General features: G+C 40.9%; 14 protein-coding genes. 5 read left to right on the plus strand and 9 right to left on the minus strand.

Going from position 1 to position 17,106, the window contains the following annotated elements; all coding sequences use genetic code 11:
* Nucleotides 1-41: 41 nt before the first annotated feature.
* The 4 genes from GYM62_RS18870 to GYM62_RS18885 all read right to left on the minus strand — a co-directional run bounded on the left by GYM62_RS18870 (nt 42) and on the right by GYM62_RS18885 (nt 6,793).
* Nucleotides 42-686 carry a hypothetical protein gene (locus GYM62_RS18870; RefSeq protein ID WP_219957543.1) on the minus strand — a complete coding sequence of 215 codons (645 nt, stop codon included), beginning with the start codon at nt 684-686 and terminating at the stop codon, nt 42-44.
* Nucleotides 687-697: 11 nt separating this feature from the next.
* Nucleotides 698-2,857 (minus strand): TonB-dependent receptor, encoded by a 2,160-nt coding sequence (locus GYM62_RS18875; RefSeq protein WP_219957544.1) that lies wholly within the window; start codon nt 2,855-2,857, stop codon nt 698-700.
* Between the two features lie 184 nt (nt 2,858-3,041).
* Entirely contained in the window at nt 3,042-4,160 is a 1,119-nt protein-coding gene (locus tag GYM62_RS18880; protein WP_219957545.1) for an amidohydrolase family protein, read from the minus strand.
* Between the two features lie 77 nt (nt 4,161-4,237).
* Nucleotides 4,238-6,793, minus strand: a complete 2,556-nt coding sequence (locus GYM62_RS18885) for a M14 family metallopeptidase (RefSeq protein ID WP_219957546.1) — start codon at nt 6,791-6,793, stop codon at nt 4,238-4,240.
* Between the two features lie 95 nt (nt 6,794-6,888).
* Here GYM62_RS18885 and GYM62_RS21195 point away from each other — a divergent pair, with 95 nt between their 5' ends.
* From GYM62_RS21195 to GYM62_RS18900, 3 genes are read left to right on the plus strand one after another with little or no spacing between them, the layout of a single operon-like run.
* The gene (locus GYM62_RS21195) at nt 6,889-7,137 is read left to right on the plus strand and encodes a PLDc N-terminal domain-containing protein (protein WP_219957547.1); all 249 of its coding nucleotides are present in this window, start codon (nt 6,889-6,891) and stop codon (nt 7,135-7,137) included.
* Between the two features lie 11 nt (nt 7,138-7,148).
* Nucleotides 7,149-7,382, plus strand: a complete 234-nt coding sequence (locus tag GYM62_RS18895) for a PLDc N-terminal domain-containing protein (RefSeq protein ID WP_255590439.1) — start codon at nt 7,149-7,151, stop codon at nt 7,380-7,382.
* A 2-nt stretch (nt 7,383-7,384) separates the two neighbouring features.
* Nucleotides 7,385-7,558 carry a PLDc N-terminal domain-containing protein gene (locus tag GYM62_RS18900; RefSeq protein ID WP_219957548.1) on the plus strand — a complete coding sequence of 58 codons (174 nt, stop codon included), beginning with the start codon at nt 7,385-7,387 and terminating at the stop codon, nt 7,556-7,558.
* Nucleotides 7,559-7,560: 2 nt separating this feature from the next.
* On the opposite strand, the gene GYM62_RS18905 is transcribed toward GYM62_RS18900, so the two are convergent.
* The gene (locus GYM62_RS18905; protein WP_219957549.1) at nt 7,561-8,451 is read right to left on the minus strand and encodes a TIGR01777 family oxidoreductase; all 891 of its coding nucleotides are present in this window, start codon (nt 8,449-8,451) and stop codon (nt 7,561-7,563) included.
* A gap of 139 nt (nt 8,452-8,590) precedes the next feature.
* Here GYM62_RS18905 and GYM62_RS18910 point away from each other — a divergent pair, with 139 nt between their 5' ends.
* The gene (locus tag GYM62_RS18910; protein WP_255590440.1) at nt 8,591-9,790 is read left to right on the plus strand and encodes a voltage-gated chloride channel family protein; all 1,200 of its coding nucleotides are present in this window, start codon (nt 8,591-8,593) and stop codon (nt 9,788-9,790) included.
* Nucleotides 9,791-9,794: 4 nt separating this feature from the next.
* Here the strand turns inward: GYM62_RS18910 and GYM62_RS18915 are convergent, their stop codons facing one another.
* The 4 genes from GYM62_RS18915 to GYM62_RS18930 form a co-directional block, all read right to left on the minus strand.
* A complete protein-coding gene (locus GYM62_RS18915) occupies nt 9,795-10,613 on the minus strand; it encodes an ion transporter (protein ID WP_219957551.1) in 819 nt (272 codons plus the stop codon).
* A 125-nt stretch (nt 10,614-10,738) separates the two neighbouring features.
* The gene (locus GYM62_RS18920) at nt 10,739-13,198 is read right to left on the minus strand and encodes a bifunctional UDP-N-acetylmuramoyl-tripeptide:D-alanyl-D-alanine ligase/alanine racemase (RefSeq protein ID WP_219957552.1); all 2,460 of its coding nucleotides are present in this window, start codon (nt 13,196-13,198) and stop codon (nt 10,739-10,741) included.
* Between the two features lies 1 nt (nt 13,199).
* The gene (locus GYM62_RS18925) at nt 13,200-14,264 is read right to left on the minus strand and encodes a lysylphosphatidylglycerol synthase transmembrane domain-containing protein (RefSeq protein WP_219957553.1); all 1,065 of its coding nucleotides are present in this window, start codon (nt 14,262-14,264) and stop codon (nt 13,200-13,202) included.
* Nucleotide 14,265: 1 nt separating this feature from the next.
* The gene (locus tag GYM62_RS18930) at nt 14,266-15,015 is read right to left on the minus strand and encodes a ScpA family protein (RefSeq protein ID WP_219957554.1); all 750 of its coding nucleotides are present in this window, start codon (nt 15,013-15,015) and stop codon (nt 14,266-14,268) included.
* Nucleotides 15,016-15,192: 177 nt separating this feature from the next.
* On the opposite strand from GYM62_RS18930, the gene dxs reads away from it, so the two are divergent.
* A complete protein-coding gene (gene dxs, locus GYM62_RS18935) occupies nt 15,193-17,106 on the plus strand; it encodes a 1-deoxy-D-xylulose-5-phosphate synthase (RefSeq protein WP_219957555.1) in 1,914 nt (637 codons plus the stop codon).

Here is a 17,106-nt window from a genome sequence, read left to right on the forward strand (position 1 = left end):
TTAGATTCAAAAATCTACCTTATAAATAGAGTACAATTAAATTAATTACAATTATTCATCATCTGCTGAGCACTTCTTTTTCCCCATTTTGGGAGGATATAATCTTCAGTGATAATGCTTTCCTCCTTTTCAAACTGTTCCAAACTCAACCTGACCATACCGCAGGCTTTGTCGGTGCCACTTCCGAAGAATTGGGCCATTCCATATTCCATTTGAGCCATCAAATAAAGTGCTCTTGGGTTTTCCCGGTCAAGATTGATTGCTTTTCCAAATAATTGCATGGCTTGTGGACTTAAGTTTTGACCTCTTGAAGCAGGATCCAAACTGATTTTACCCATGATTGCATATCCTTTCAATGCAGTCACTTCGGAGTTGGCTGGCGCTAATTTTTCTGCCTTGTCAATATATTCCAGTGCCTGATCCAAATATTGATCTTTGTTTACGTCAAATCGAAATGCTGCCTCAATATGGATCAATCCAGCATAATATAATGGAAGCCATTCCTCACTTTTAGCTTCTGCAATTCGCAAAAAACCATTTGCTACTTCTTTGGATTGTTCGGCATTTGCTATTTGATCCATGGCAACAATCTGTTTTTTCATAGCTTTTTCAAATGCGGGATCAGATGCCATACTAAGACTTATCCACAGAAATGAAAGTGCGAAAGTTAAGATGAGCTTTTTCATAATTTATTGGTTTATAAGTTGTTTAATTGATTTGCGTTTTTGTCTTTAGAAAGGGTCAGAAAAATCCCCAAGAATAAAAACCTGGGAGCAACCTGACCACTTGGTATAGATTCAAATACTCCTTGGGAGTTTGCCTGCTGGGCAAACCTGTATCCAAATACATTCTCTCTTCCCAACACATTGTTGACTCCGAAATGAATGATCAAATTGGGTTTGGGTAAATAGCTCCAACTGAAGCTTAAACTTTGAAAGCTTTCAGTTTTAGAACTCATTTCCTCTCCATCATTTGGGTTATGGTAAGGGTATCCATCATTCATGGAAAAGCTGATTCCAAACTGCGATTTTAAGTCCAAAATGAAATGTTTGGCTACTACAGAGAAGTTGTGTTTGGGAGCGAAGGATGGCTGAACCTCTGATTGGAACTGGTCAAACTGTCTCTTGCTATCCACAAAGCTGTAAGTGATCCAATAGTCTGTGTTTTTAATACTTTTTCTATCTCTGAAAAAGATATCCACACCCTGAGCGTACCCCTTACCTAGGTTGGTCGGGTTTTGGGGGGGTTGTGGATAACCTTCAAAAACCACCAAATTCTCATATCCTTTATAAAATCCCTCTGCTCTGAAAGTGATACCTTCTCTTTGTAGTAAATAATTTAATATCAGGTGATTGGATTCCGTGTTCTTGAGTGTTTGATTCAAAACCCGTAAGTTTTCCACAGGCATTTGAGAGAAAGAGCCTGCAGCAAAGGAGACTTGGGAGCTTTCTGAGATTTTGTATGCTAAAGAAGCTCTTGGGTCTAACCATTGTTCTTTATTCAAGGAGCTTTGGCCTGCTCTAAGGCCTGCCCGAAAAACAAGATTTTTGTTGAGGTAGTAATCCCACTCTGTAAAAAGATAAAACTGATGATCTACATAATCTCTAGAGAAGTTGAGGTCTACCAAGCTTTCGTCAAACTGGTGATTGAAGTATTCTAATCCCGTATTCATGGATAATTTATCCGAAAAATCTTTGGTAGCAGTAAATTTCCCGTGTGCCAATTGATTCTTTCTTTCCAATCGAATACTATCAATGTGGATATCATCGAAGTTGGAAGAAAGAGCTGCCCCGGCAAATAAGGTCCATCCATTTTCAAAAGCATTCTTCCAATTGGTCTGTGCAAATGAATATTTATTTCTCAGCCGAATAAGTTGACCTCTACTTTCTTGACCTGGTTCAGGCTGCCATATTTCCATTCCCCCTGACTCTGTTCTGGCGAGTATTTTCCAAAGACCTCCTTTTGCTAATTTCTTTTGTGCCGATAATTCAATATCCCATCCATTCGGTGCTCTTTCCCAATCGAAATTTTGCTTTACCAAGGACTGATAAGGTTTTAAATCAAAATAATTGGCACTGAAAGTCAGGCTTTGCTTTTCTGATGAAAGCGTATGTGCATAACCTCCTCCAACAGACATGATGCTGAGGTCACCTTGACTTCTGATCGAAAGGTCTTTGGTATTCAAAGCTAAAGCTGAGGATAAGGCCTGCCCGTATTCGGCAGAATAGCCTCCTGTTGAGAAAAATGTTCCTTTGAAAAGGTTGGGGTTAAAGCGGGTTCGAGTTGGGACATTACCTGCAGTGCTTCCATAAGCATTGCCAACTCGGATGCCATCAATATAAATTCCCACTTCACTCGCATCTCCGCCCCTGACGAATAATCTTCCGTCATTACCAACTGTGCTTGTTCCCGGTAGTGTTTGGAATGCGCCCACGATATCACCCATTGCGCTAGGTGTAGTGACTATATCTAATGGCCGAAGTATGACTGATTTTTTTTCATCCGAAGCCTCCATTGCACCTGCGGAAATTGTCACAGCATTCATTTCTGTGATTGCCTCAACTAATATCTGATCTGGGATTTGAATGGCATTTCCTTCACAATGGATGGCTATCTCAATACTTTTAAAACCCATCAGTTGAAATACTAATACTTGAGGACCTTCTTCATCAGTTTCGAATTCAAAGCTTCCATCATCTTTGGAAGTACTTCCGTCATAAGATCCTTTGATAAGTACATTCACTCCAGGCAAGCCTTTCTTTTTTTCATCCAGCACTTTTCCTGAAATCTTGGTTTGAGAAAAAGAAATTGTGGATAAAGACAGAAAAAAGAAGATGAAAATACTGAGCGTTCTCATAGCGAATCATATTTGATCCGAATATGAGTTGCTTTTTACCCTTCAAAAATTAAAGTTGACTGAAGCGTCAAAATCGGCGACTGAAATGTCAGAGATTAAAGATGAAAAAAAATGGATTGATGCAGATTCAATAAAAAAGGGAAAGACAAGATCTTTCCCTCTCTTAGACTTCAGGCTTAAATTCTTATTCTGGAAATATTGAAGCATCCATTTTTGGAACAATCCGAAGTGCATTTTTATAATAAACCTTTTTCAAGACTTCATCAGGTAATCCCAAACCGTACATTCTCCAAAAGGCATGGTATTTTTTGTAGTAAGGGAAGTATTCATCCTCGGTTTCCAAAATTCTAAAGTAAGTGTGGAACTCTTCTGGATTGTAGGCGTCTTTACCAAAAATTAATCTGTCCTGATATTTGATGAAAAACTCTCTGGCTCTTTTAGGCTGCCTTCCAAACTCTTGGATAACTGCGCCGATTCCAAAATTCACATTGGGATATTTCTCCAGATGAGCGCTGGCCTTATCCAAGTCATTAGCCATCCAACCCATATGTGCATTGACAAAAGTTGTATTTGGATGCTTCTCGAAAATGTGATGCTGCTCGGCTATGATTTGCTCAAAAGGAGCAGGGTCAGTATCAGATCTTTTTCTATTGGGATGTGTTTTCAACTCCAACCATCTTTCATTATTGGCATCCATGGGTTCCCAAAACTGAGCTGGATCTGCAGCATGAATCAAAACAGGGATTCCCAGTTCACCGGCTTTTGCCCAAACCGGATCTAAATCTGGGTGGTCTATTGGAACTCTGTTTCCATTGATATCTTTTACACTTAGGCCTAAGCTTTTGTAGATTTTTAAGCCCACAGCTCCTGCTGCTACATCCTCCTCTAATTCTTTGACAGCGATTCTACTCCAGTTTTCATCACCAAAACCGGCAAAATTCAAATTGGTGAAGACCAGAAATCGTCCCGGTGCATGGGTGTTGAATTCCCGAATCATGGTTTTGATGTATTCCTGCTGGGAGTTGCTGTCTCCTCTGCCAAATCCACGACCGCTCAAATTGACCATTACGCCCATATTGAGCTCATTCATTTCGGAAACCAACTTATTCACCTTGGCCTGGTCAATTCCCCCCTGATGGCTGTGAATATCCACAAAAGGGAATTTGGCTCTGGTAACAGGGTTTTCAGGTACCTTCAAAGTGGAAGGAGGATTATATTCTTCAAAGCTCATTTCCTGAGCAGTTACATTGAAAATCAACCCGCTGAAGAATAGGGTAATTAGGCTTAGGCTAAGTTTGTTCATGTGCTATTAAACTCAATTAATGGTTTTGGGATGTGCCGTTCATAAAAAATCCCGAGCTAATAACTCAGGATATTCTTTTACCTGGCTGTTCCTCCTTCTATGACTTGACCGAAGAAGATGGCATTCATGTATAGTTTATTTGTTCCAAACCAGAATGCTCTAAAATTCATATTGTCTGCAAAGGCTACAATTCTTCCTCTGCCTACAGCGCCAATCTGAATCACTGACCCGTTCTTTAATCCAGGAAGATTACTAGGATGTAAATAACCGGAAGCAAGAGGGTTTTCGGTGTATACCAATGGGTTTGCGTATGGATTTGAAGAAGGCTCTAAAAACAGATTATCATTTCTGAAAGTATGAATATTAGCGGACTCGTAGCCGTAGCCGATTGGATGAGTGGTATCCAATTTTGCATTGAAAATTGCCCCACCAGTTACTTTAGCACCTGTGGCATTTTCATAGTTAGCATAAGATTTTTGAAGTCCTTTTTCTTGGTTATCCACAGTTCTGAATTTGAACTCTTTGATTTCATTTTGCGCCAGCCATCTTACGGCTCCACCTTTAGCAACCAGGGTATTTCCTCTTCCTATCCAGTTTTTAATGGTTTCCGCACCTGATTTGCCTAGGCTGTTATAATTTCCATCAGGCATTAAAATCACATTATAGCGATCAATCACGGTAGCGCTTACTCTATCCATTGGAAGCAAAGTCACGGGCATTTCATATCGCTGATCCAAGAGGTGCCAGATTTCTCCAGCCTCATAGCTATCAACTCCTCCATCCACCAAAAGTGCAATTTCCGGCTTATCCAAAGGTGAAATGAAAGTAGAACCCATATTAATTCCGGCAGTATAGCCTGTGCTAATCGCATGAATATCCACAGTTGATTTAGATGCGATTTCCTGTAGTTTTTGATAAAAAGCATCTTTGTCCAATCCAGACTCTCCCTGATCTATCAAAAGGGTTCCTCTCCCAAAGGTTTTTCCTTCCGGTGTAGTAAACTCAGCATTAGCTACTCTTACTAAGAAGCCTGCCTTCAACAATTGGTAGGCAGCTTTGGGTGAGTAATAATCAGTCCACTCCAAGGCATATTGATAGGCTCCAGAGCCACCAATTACCTGTCCGGGCTTAAGTTGGAAATCATTCTTATTGATCTCTTCTACACTAGCCAAATTTAGAATTCGGCTGTTGAGTGCCATGTAGTCCAAATTGAAGGCCATAGGGTATGTCCAGGCAGAGATGTCATAGAAAAGGGAATCAGCAAAGCTGGTTCTGGTTTCAAACATCGCCTTGATCAGACGGTACTGAGGTTGATCTGCTGGGACTATGTAGGAATTTTCCTTTTTAAATTCCCTACCATTGACGGTAATATCTTCTTTCAGATTGAAAACTTTGATATCATGCTGCAAAATCAAATCAGCCAAATGATATCCTCTTGCATCGTCTTCTTTGCTTCCAAAAATGTAAGCTTTATTGACATCGGCGTCAGTTTCGGTTTTAATGCCTACATAAAAGTCTCTCATCCATTGGTTCAATTCCTGCCTCATTTCCTTAGCCGCCTGATAGGAGGAAAGATTGGCTGTAAATTGATTTCTGATTGTAAATGGAAAACTCAGCAAACCATTGGCAGATTCCTGTAAGTGGCCCCGGGAACTTGCTTGCTCAAACAAAATTCCAATCGATCCCTGTACATCCGGGTAGGTAGAGCCCTTTCCATAGTAAAAGTCATCGTAGTTCTCTTGATTATAATAGAGAGATCCAATTTTATCCAATGCTTTGGCATGGTATTGCCCGATCTTTTCTGTGAGTTTGAAGTTTTTTTCTGGAGTTAGCGGGTGCATTCTCGCAGGAACACCTGGCTGGAAAAAGAAAGTGCTGTTGGTCCCCATTTCATGGAAATCTAAGTGAATATTGGGAAGCCAGCTTTGGAATACGCGAACTCTATTTCTGGATTCAGGATGTTGAACAGGAAGCCAATCTCTGTTGAGATCAAACCAATAGTGATTGGTTCTGCCTCTCGGCCAAGCCTCATTATATTCTCTCCCATTTGGATCTCCATTCAAATTATAAGCTTTGTGGGAGTTTACCCAGGAAGCAAAGCGGTTGAGTCCATCAGGGTTGATTGCTGGATCTAAGAGCAATACGATATTTTCCAATTCAGCCTCAATTTCATTTGCTGCCGCAAAATGGTAGGCTGCTAAAAGAGAAGCATTGGCACCACTGGGTTCATTTCCATGCACAGAATAACCCATAAACATCACCACAGGCATGGAAGCGATATTGACAGAAGCATTTGGATTTCTAAGCTTGGCCCGGTCGGCTTTGATTTGATCTATTTTGGCCAGGTTAGTTGGAGAGGAAATGGTCAAAAGCGTTTGAGGTCTTTTCTCATAAGTTCTGCCAGTTTCTTCAAATTTTACTCGGTCTGAAGCAGCAGCAACAGCTTTCATGTACATGACCAGCTGGTCGTGGCTTACGTGCCATTCTCCTACTTCATAGCCCAAAACCTCCTTAGGAGTTGGAATGGCAGGATTATAAGTGTATCCGGAAGGGAGATAATAGCTCAAGTCCACTTGAGCTTGACTAAAACCGGTGATAAAGCATAAAACCAGTATGAACGCACTTCTCATCATATCAATAGAGTGATTAAATTTTCGACTAAATTCTTACTTTATTTTACCAAAAAAAGCTATTTTGGAACAGTGGTAAAAATAATTGAAGAATCGGAATGAATTTACTTGAACCCAGTTTTCCTGTTTGGATAGCCCCTTTAACACTGGTTTTTTATCTGGGGTTTTGGATTTATGCTATTGTAGATTTGCTTAGGGCAGACTTCAAGGACTCCAGCCAAAGGATATTATGGATGCTGCTTTTAATTTTTGTACCGGTAATCGGGACCTTTTTGTATCTATCTATGTCGAGGACTATGAAAAAACGCAAGAGGTTTGAGCCTGATTTTCGCAGTCAAAAAGATTAATCTTTAAAAAAATGAGTGAACTACTATTTGTTAATAATATGGGTGGAGGTATTCTCCTGTTTTTGATCTTATTTGGAATAGCTTATTCCATCCTTTGGATTTACTGCGTGGTGGATGTCATCCGCTCAGATTTCAAAGATCCAAATATGAAGCTCATTTGGATCATCATTATTTTATTTGGACAAGTAATTGGGCCTCTTGTCTACTTGATTTTGGGAAAAGGCACTAAAACTACAACTAGCTAACAATGTTTGGGATTGGAATTATCGGTCTGGCGATTTATGCCTATACCATTTATGATGTGGTGATCAGCAACTTTGCGAACGAAACAGATAAATTAATCTGGATTTTAATCGTGATTTTGGTTCCACTATTGGGAACTGTCCTTTGGTTTTTAATTGGAAGAGGAAAAAGAATCTAGAATCAGTGCTTGAAAATATCTTTCAGGGCTTCCGATAATTCAAAGTATTCAAACTGGAAGCCTGCTTTTTGGATTTTCTGGCAAGAAACCCGATTGCCACCCAGTACCATGGCTGCCATTTCTCCTAATACTAATTTCAAAACAAAGCCTGGAACTCCAATTCCCAAATAGGTTTTGCCTTTGGCATCCGCAGCTTCTTTAGTGACCTGTTGATTAGTGCTGGGGTTGGGCCCAACAGCATTGTAAACTCCTTGTAGGGTAGTTTTTTCCAAAGCGTAGACAAACATTCTTGCCAAATCATCAATATGGATCCAACTCATCCACTGATCTCCTGAACCTAATGGTGCAGCAACTGGCGGTTTGAGCATTTCAGCCAAAGCGCCACCGTCAGCATCCAATACAATTCCAATTCGGAGCATGACTGTTCTGAGATGTAGGGATTCAATTTTCTTCACTTCATTTTCCCAAGCTATCACGACCTGAGCCAGAAAATCATTTCCAGCTGGTGATGTCTCATCTACTAATTTGGTTCCGGTATTGAAACCGTAGTAGCCAACTGCTGAGGCAGAAATAAAAGTCGTGGGTTTGGCCTCTGCTTTTTCGATTGCTTGGTGAAGAAGGGCTGTGCTTTTGGTTCTGGATTGAAGAATTTCTTGCTTTCTTTCCGCAGTCCATCTTTGATCAGCTACTCCTGCCCCGGCTAGGTGGATGACGGCGTCTGCCCACTCCATTGCCTCAGGGTCTATGGTTTGGGTATTGATATCCCAAACGAAGGATTTTCGCTTTTTGGAAGACCTACTCAGCCAAGCAACTGCATAGTCTTTTTCCTCCAATAGCTGGGTGATTTTTTGGCCAATAAGGCCAGAGCCGCCGGTGATTAATATGTTCTTCATTTTGTGTGCTAATAACCCTAAAAACTCAAATAAGTTCTCGGGAAGTGATTTTCCTAGTTTATCTCCTACTTAAAAGTCAATTTCTATTCCTATTTTGCCATTCTTGATTTAAACGGTCGCTTTGGATTACTCGAAACTGTTGAAATATTTTTTGCTTTGGCTAGTCTTAGGCCTTTTGGTTGGCTTGCTTTCGGGCTCTGCGTCCGCCTTTTTTCTGGTGGCATTAGACTGGGCAACCAACTTCAGGGAAGAGCATTTATTGGTAATTGCTTTACTTCCGCTGGGCGGTTGGATCATCGGCTGGACTTATTATAAAATTGGTCAAAATTCTGTCAAAGGCAATAATTTATTATTGGACGAATTATACCAAACCAAGAATCCAATTCCCCTCAGAATGACTCCCTTGGTGCTTTTTGGGACTATTTTCACCCATTTTTTCGGCGGTTCGGCAGGAAGGGAAGGCACTGCAGTTCAAATGGGCGGATCTTTGGCAGATCAGTTGACCAAATGGTTTAAACTTGAATCAGCTGACAGGAGATTAATCCTGATTTCTGGGGTTTCAGGTGGATTTGCTTCAGTTTTCGGGACTCCACTAGCAGGAGCTATTTTTGCTTTGGAATGGATGCACACGGGTCATTTCCGATGGAAATCTATTTTTCCAGCCTTTTGGGCTGGTTTGGTTGCTCATTGGGTTTGCGAATCGCTCTGGGGAGTGGGTCACACTATTTATCAAATCCCCGAGGTGGCGACTCATACTTTGATGAATTTACTTTGGATCATTCCTGCCGGAATTGTCTTTGGTTTATCAGGAAGATTATTTGCGGAAACCTCCCACTTTTTTTCCAAAGTTTTTTCTCAGACGATTTCTTATCCACCTTTAAGGCCGTTCATAGGCGGACTGCTGATCGCTTTATTTGTATGGATTTCGGGCAGTACCACTTATTTGGGTTTAGGAGTTCCCAGAATTGTAGAAGCTTTTGAAACTCCCTTGCCTTGGTATGATTGGTTGGCTAAAACAGGTTTGACTGGATTTACTTTGGGAGCTGGATTTAAAGGAGGAGAAGTGACGCCTTTATTTTTCACGGGAGCTACCTTGGGAAATGCCCTGCATGGTTTGATTCCGCTTCCCTTAGCTTTATTAGCTGGGATGGGATTTGTGGCCGTATTTTCCGGGGCAACCAATACTCCTATGGCCTGTACTGTAATGGGAATTGAGCTTTTCGGATATGAATCCGGAATTTTTCTCGCGATAGCCTGCTTCATCGCCTATATCTTTTCTGGTAAAGGAGGGATTTATACGTCTCAAGAGTTGGGATGGAAAAAGGCGTGGCCCTATTAAATAATCAAGGCTTAATGTCTACAGGGTGCCCGCAGTTTTTGCAGAATTTGGCATCTTTATCCAAACCATCCTGTCCGCAATAGGTGCAAGTTTTAGACGTTGCATGAAATTCAGGGCTTTTTTGCTTGGCCATTTCTGAGCTGACAATTCCGGTAGGAACTGCGATTATTGCATAACCCATGAGCATAATTAAGGATGCCACAAACTGTCCTAAAGGTGTCTGAGGAGTAATGTCACCGAATCCAACTGTAGTCAATGTAACGATAGCCCAATACATTGCTCTTGGAATACTCGTAAATCCAGCTTCCGGTCCCTCGATCAGATACATGAGAGTTCCCATAATCAAAACAATAGTCAGGACAGTGAATAAAAAAATCTGAATTTTAGTCATACTTGCTTTCAGAGACCTCCTTATAAAGTCTGCCTCAGCTAAGTATCTTCCCAGTTTTAGAATACGAATTACTCGCAAAAGTCGTAAAGCCCTCACTACAGTCAGTAATTGCACATTGGCAACAAAAAAGCTCAGGTAAACAGGAAGAATGGCAAGAAGATCTACGATGCCATAGAAGGAAGAAACATATCTAAACGTCTTACTGGTCAACCAAACCCGTAAAGCATACTCAATGGTAAAAAGAAAAGTAAAGATTAATTCAAGCGTAAAAAAAAGACGTCCGTATTCTTCTTTTAATTCTGTTACAGAATCCAGAACCGCCACGATTACAGAACCAAAAATCAGAATAAGCAGTACCACATCAAAAGTTCTTGAAGGTCTATCATTTGACTCAAAAACAATATGAGCAAGCTTTCTTTTGGTGAGCTTCATGGCTGAGTTTTTTCTTTGTCTCGGTGGAAGGGTGATGTGATTATTTTTTCTTTCAAATAGAATCGAAATCCTATCTGTCTACTTTCTTATCTGAATTTAGGAAATTTTCGGAAAGTGAAAGCCTATTAGTCAAGATAGTATACCCGCTTCACACGAGAACTGATATTTGTCAGCAGTTCGTAAGGGATAGTCCCGATTCGGTCAGCTAAGTCCTTCAGAGAGATTTGACTTCCATAAATAATGGCTTCATCTCCCGCTTTAACTTCTATATCAGTGACATCCACCATGACCATATCCATGCACACATTTCCTATGACTGGAGCTTTTTTTCCATGAATCAGTACATAGCCTTTGCCATTGCTGAACCTACGGTCATATCCGTCTGCGTAGCCAATGGATAGCGTGGCAATTTTACCTCCGTTTTCCAATCTTCCTTTTCGGGAATAGCCTATAGTTTCTCCGGGCTCTATCCTTTTTACCTGAGAGATGGTAGTTTTCAAAGTACTGATGGCCTGGAGCTCTCTGTCGTGTTTTCCGGTCACCTCAACTCCATAAAGGCCAATTCCCAACCTCACCATATCCAATTGATAGTCTGGAAATGCTACTATGCCTGCAGAGTTTAAGGCATGAAGAAGAGGCTTTTGCGAAAGGTGTGGAAGAATTTGATCCTTCATCCTAATAAAACTATCCAGCTGCTCTTGGGAATAATCTCTATGAATTTCCTCATCAGCCCCTACCAAATGGGTATAAAGGGACTGAATAATCAATTCCGGGTAGGTTTTGATCAAGTTGGACAAGGCTTCCAGATGCCCCTCCTCAAATCCTAATCTCCTCATTCCGGTATCCAAGTCTAAATGGACTTTCAATTGGGTTTGATTGTTTTTGCACCAATTCCCCAAACTGGTAAAGAACTCCAAACTGAAAACAACCGGTTCTAAATCGTAGGTTTTGCAGAGTTCGAACGACTCCTGTACCGGATTCAAAACCATAATAGGAAGTTGAATTCCCTGCTTTCTCAGTATGACTCCTTCATCAGTGAATGCCACAGCCAGATAATCAGCCCCTAAAGTTTGAAGATGATTCGCTATTTCTACTGCACCTCCTCCATAAGCAAAGGCCTTCACCATGACCATTACCTTGGTTTCTGGTTTAATTCTTCTCTTGTAGAAGTTAAAGTTATGTGTGAGTGCGTTGAGGTTGATTTCTAAAGTTGTACCGTGAATTCTCTGCTGAAGCTGGTTAACTATTTGCTCAAAATGATAAGCTCTTGCACCGGTGATCAATATGAGATCATCAGAAAAGTTTTCTAACCCAACCCACTCTGAAAGTTCCTGCGTACTTGCAAAGGCCTTGAATTCACTTTGAATCAACTCTTGCAAAGGATGGATATTTTCCCCTACAGCAACTACCAGGTCTAAGGAATGGGAGTTGATCAGTTCGGCTACTTCTGGATAGATTTTTTCGGGTTGACCCTGCTGTTGAAACTCGGATAAAAATAAAATCTTTCTTCTCTTGGGCCTCTGTTGCCGCATAAAATCCAATGATACCCTCAGCCCTGCCAAGTCATTATTGTAGGTGTCGTCAATAATCAAAGAATCATTGATTCCCGGTTTGAGGGTCAGTCTCATGTCCACCTGTCTCAGCAAATTGATTCCTTTTTGAATAGAATCTGAAAGCATGCCCAAACTCAATGCAGATACAATTGTATGGGTCAGATTTTCTAAGGAAGCCTGATCTGAGAACCGGGTGTAAAAAGTGAAAGTACTTAAATCAGATTTTATAAGAATGATTTTGGTGAGCTCATCCTGAAATTTGATAGCTCGTGTATAATCAGCGCCAGGCTGGTCGGACCAAGCAATTAATCGTTCATTTTCGATTGCTGTCTCAATGATTTTACTCAGCTCTTTTTGGTCTTTGTTGTATACCAAAAGGGCCGAATCCTTAAAGAGTTGAAGCTTTTCTTTAATTTTTTCTTCCCGGCTTTCGAAACCCTCATCGTGCGCAGTTCCAATGTTGGTAAAGACTCCCAAATTGGGTTGGGCAATAGCTTGCAAAGCCTCCATTTCTCCTTTTTTGGAAACGCCGACTTCTAAAATAGCTACCTGATGATAGGGCTGAATTTCGAAAACGGATAAGGGTAATCCTACTTGAGAATTATAGCTTTTGGGACTTTTTGCTACGGCATAATTTTGACTTAGAATCTGTCCCAGCCATTCTTTGACTATGGTTTTTCCGTTAGAACCTGTAATGCTGACCACAGGCTTTTCAAAAAGTTCACGTTGATATTTGGCAAGTGACTGGAGCGCCTTTCTTGTGTCCTTAACAGCTATATAGCAGGTCTCTTTATTCTGGATTTGAAAGGATTCAGAAACCAAAAATACCTGTACTCCTTCTTCTATTAATTGCGGGATAAACTTAGCGCCGTCCGCTTTGGCTCCTTTCAAAGCAACAAAAAGCGTCTGTGTGGGATTCAGAATTTGCCTAGAGTCAATGCTGACCCGTGTTAATTCAAGGGATAGATTTTTCCCAAGCAATTTCCCACCGGTAATGGAGGCAATTTGCTCAGGAGTTAAGGCATTCATCATCTTATTCTTGGCTAGTTGTTTTCTTTTTGAAAAAAACCTGGCGAATCCATCTTGGAAGGAAAATCGCTCCTAGAATCAAATATGGGTAATAGGATAGAAGCCTCCAAAAAATGCTGGTTACAAAGGTGTAATTGCCTAGAAACTGGGTGAAGAACTGCCCGAAGAAAAACTCCGCAGTACCCGAGCTACCTGGAGTAGGTGAAATCATCATAACGATCCACATGATTACCTGTCTAGCGAAAACAATGATGTTATTTTCTATTGACAAAGGCACATAAGCAGATATCAGTGCATTCAGCATCAAATAACGAGAGCTCCAAATAAATATGGTAGCAGCAATTACAGGAAGCCAATAATTTAATTTTTTACCGCTTAATTCTTTGGAAGCTTCGATGATTTGATTTCCGTATTCTTGGGCATCATGCTTCCATTTTCTCAGCCATTTGATAGAGAATATTTTGATCAAAACCCACTTGAAAACCCGTGGTCTGTAAAAAAGAGCCAAAGCCATGATTAAGCTGTAGGCGGCATAAAGTGCATAACTGATCCAAAAAATAGCCTGTAAGCTATTTTCCAATTGATTTTCCAGCACCTGACTGTTGGGGAAAATATTGCCTTTAGCAAAGAACAGAATGATAGGCGCTCCTATGACAAAAAAGAGGTTGTCGAGAATGGCGGTAACCATCACAAATGAAATGGCTCTACCTAATTTGATTCCTTCTTTATTTAAGATAAAAATAGCTACAGCGGTACCTCCGACAACTGAGGGAGTAACAGCAGAGGCAAATTCCCAAAGAATGATCACATAAATGGACCTTGTCCAGGTCAGCTCCCTTTGAGTGATTTCCCTGATCCTGTAGACATATCCCGCATCTCTAAAAATTATGACCAAAATGGCCAGAATCACGTAGGGGGCAGAAGCATCGAATACCCCTTTTAAAGTTTGGGCATCGACGCTCGGATCGAAATAGAACATTCCGAAAACGATGCCCAATCCGATTAAGATCGGTACCCAAACTTTGTTTGGATTGAGGGTTTTAAAGATTTTTTTGTTGTCTAGCTTCATATTAGGCTGTAGCGACCGGCTCAGTCTTTTCTACCCAAAAGTTATTAAAACCCTCTCCAATGACGATTGTTACTAAAGAAAGTTGTAGTAATTCCAGAATTGCCAAAAATGTGTAGATAACAAATATTTTTTCAGGTTTGTAGGATATGAATTCAGTGAAAGGAACTTGTTTTTTGAAGCTGATTTTTTCCAAGATAAAATCTTTTTGTTGCTCGATGGTGTAGGGATATTGGATTACTGTATGCTTGGTATCTTCCACACGAGCGGCCATTTTGGCCATACATTTTTGAAAAACCTTTAACAGCTTGTAGAGATCCAAGTCTTGCATTTCTGCGTCTACATCATCAACCTTATTGAGGGCTTTTAGTTCCGAAGCGATATTTCCGCGCTTTTGTTTCGAAAGTCTTTCTTCCTCCAAAGAGGCTAATTCCTCGACTACTGACTTATATTTTTTATATTCCAGAAGATTTCTGATGAGTTCTTCTCTTGGATCGATTTCCTCTCCATCCTCATTTAATTCCGGTCGGGGAAGAAGCATTCTCGATTTAATCTTCATCAGGGTGGCAGCAAAGAGGATAAATTCGCTGGCAACCTCTATTTCCATTTGCTCCAAATGATGGATATAGTCCAGAAAATCATTGGTGATTTTGGAGATAGGAATATCGTAAATATCCAATTCGTCCCGCTCTATGAAGAAGAGCATGAGGTCGAAAGGACCTTCGAAGAGCGGTAATTTGATTTCGAAACTCAAGGGATATTTAAATTATTGGTTAATTTTGCCACCTTGTGGCCAAAGATATTCAATTAAGACAAATTAATTGAAATTCAGGTCAGAGAATGGAGACTTTGATTTAGTTGCTATGCTAACTAAAAAACAAACCTAAGCTAGGGAAGTTTACCATTCCAGACCATTAAAATGTAAAGATACATGCTGATCGAACCAGGAGAATTATTAGCTCAAATTAACAGCCCAGCAGACCTTAAAAAGTTTCCTAAAGAGAAATTGGTACAAATCTGTGATGAATTGAGAAACTTCATCGTAGACAACGTGTCTATTTACGGTGGGCACTTTGGCGCTAGCTTGGGTGTGGTTGAGATGACTGTGGCTTTACATTATGTATTGAACACTCCTCAGGATCAATTGGTCTGGGACGTAGGTCATCAGGCTTATGGCCACAAAATTCTGACTGGAAGAAGAGATCAATTTCATACTAATAGAATTTTCGGAGGTATCTCCGGTTTTCCTAAAAGAAAAGAGAGTGTTTATGACACTTTTGGTGTAGGACACTCCAGTACTTCTATTTCCGCTGCGCTTGGGATGGCGATCGCTTCCAAGTATAAAGGTTCGGGCATTCAGCATGTAGCCGTTATTGGCGATGGATCTATGACAGGTGGGATGGCATTCGAGGCGATGAATCATGCAGGTGTTTCAGATTCCAATATTCTGATCATTCTCAATGATAATTGCATGGCGATCGATCCTAATGTCGGTGCCTTAAAAGATTACTTGACGGATATTACCACTTCCCACACCTATAATAAGGTAAAGGATGAAGTATGGAAGTTGTTGGGTAAGTTCAGCAAATTTGGAAGTTCAGCTCAGGAAGTCATTTCCAAAGTGGAAGGAGCGATCAAGTCAGCTGTGCTGAAGCAAAGCAATTTATTTGAATCACTCAATCTTCGTTATTTCGGTCCTGTTGACGGACATGATGTCAACCATTTGGTTGAAATCCTAAACGATCTCAAGGATATCCCTGGTCCTAAAATTCTCCACTGTGTAACAGTGAAAGGAAAAGGCTATGAGCCTGCCGAAAAAGGGAACCAGACTACCTGGCACGCACCGGGCTTGTTTGATAAAGTAACCGGAGAAATTTATAAAAAGACCCCTTCAAAGCCTCAGGCTCCAAAATATCAGGATGTTTTCGGGCATACGATTGTAGAGTTGGCTGAACAGGATGAGCGTATCATGGGGGTAACTCCAGCTATGCCTTCCGGATCCTCTCTCAATATTATGATGAAGGCCATGCCCGACCGTGCATTTGATGTAGGGATAGCAGAGCAACATGCAGTAACTTTTTCTGCAGGTTTAGCCACCCAGGGACTAAAGCCTTTCTGTAATATTTATTCCACCTTTATGCAGCGTGCTTATGATCAGGTGATCCATGATGTATGCTTGCAAAACCTTCCAGTTGTTTTCTGTTTGGATAGAGCTGGATTCGCAGGTGCGGATGGACCTACCCACCATGGTGCTTATGATTTGGCGTATTTCAGATGTATTCCAAATTTGGTAGTAGCTGCTCCTATGAATGAGGAGGAATTGAGAAATATGATGTTCTCTTCCCTTTCTCATGAGGGCCCTTATTCCATCAGATATCCAAGAGGAAATGGTGTCATGCCTGAGTGGAGAACAGCATTCCAGCAAATTCCACTAGGTCAGGGAAGAATAGTGAAGGAAGGTGAAGAGGTTGCTATTTTGACCATCGGACATATTGGAAATTATGCAGTGGAGGCTTGCGAGACACTTTCTGCTGAAGGATTAAATCCGGCTCATTATGATATGAGATTTGTAAAACCTTTGGATGAAGAATTACTTCACGAGGTTTTTGGGAAATTCAAGAAAGTAATCACCGTAGAGGATGGTTGTTTGATGGGTGGATTTGGTTCGGCTGTACTAGAATGGATGATGGATCATGAGTATCAGGCTCAGGTGAAGCGTCTGGGCATCCCTGATGAAGTGGTTGAGCATGGCGAGCAAATCGAATTGCACAGAGCTTGCGGATTTGACCCGGATGGTATTGCCGATGCTGTTAGAAGCATGAGCGAAGTAGCCAAGAGCATCTAA

This window comes from Algoriphagus sp. NBT04N3, from assembly GCF_019443765.1.
Classification (GTDB): domain Bacteria; phylum Bacteroidota; class Bacteroidia; order Cytophagales; family Cyclobacteriaceae; genus Algoriphagus; species Algoriphagus ornithinivorans.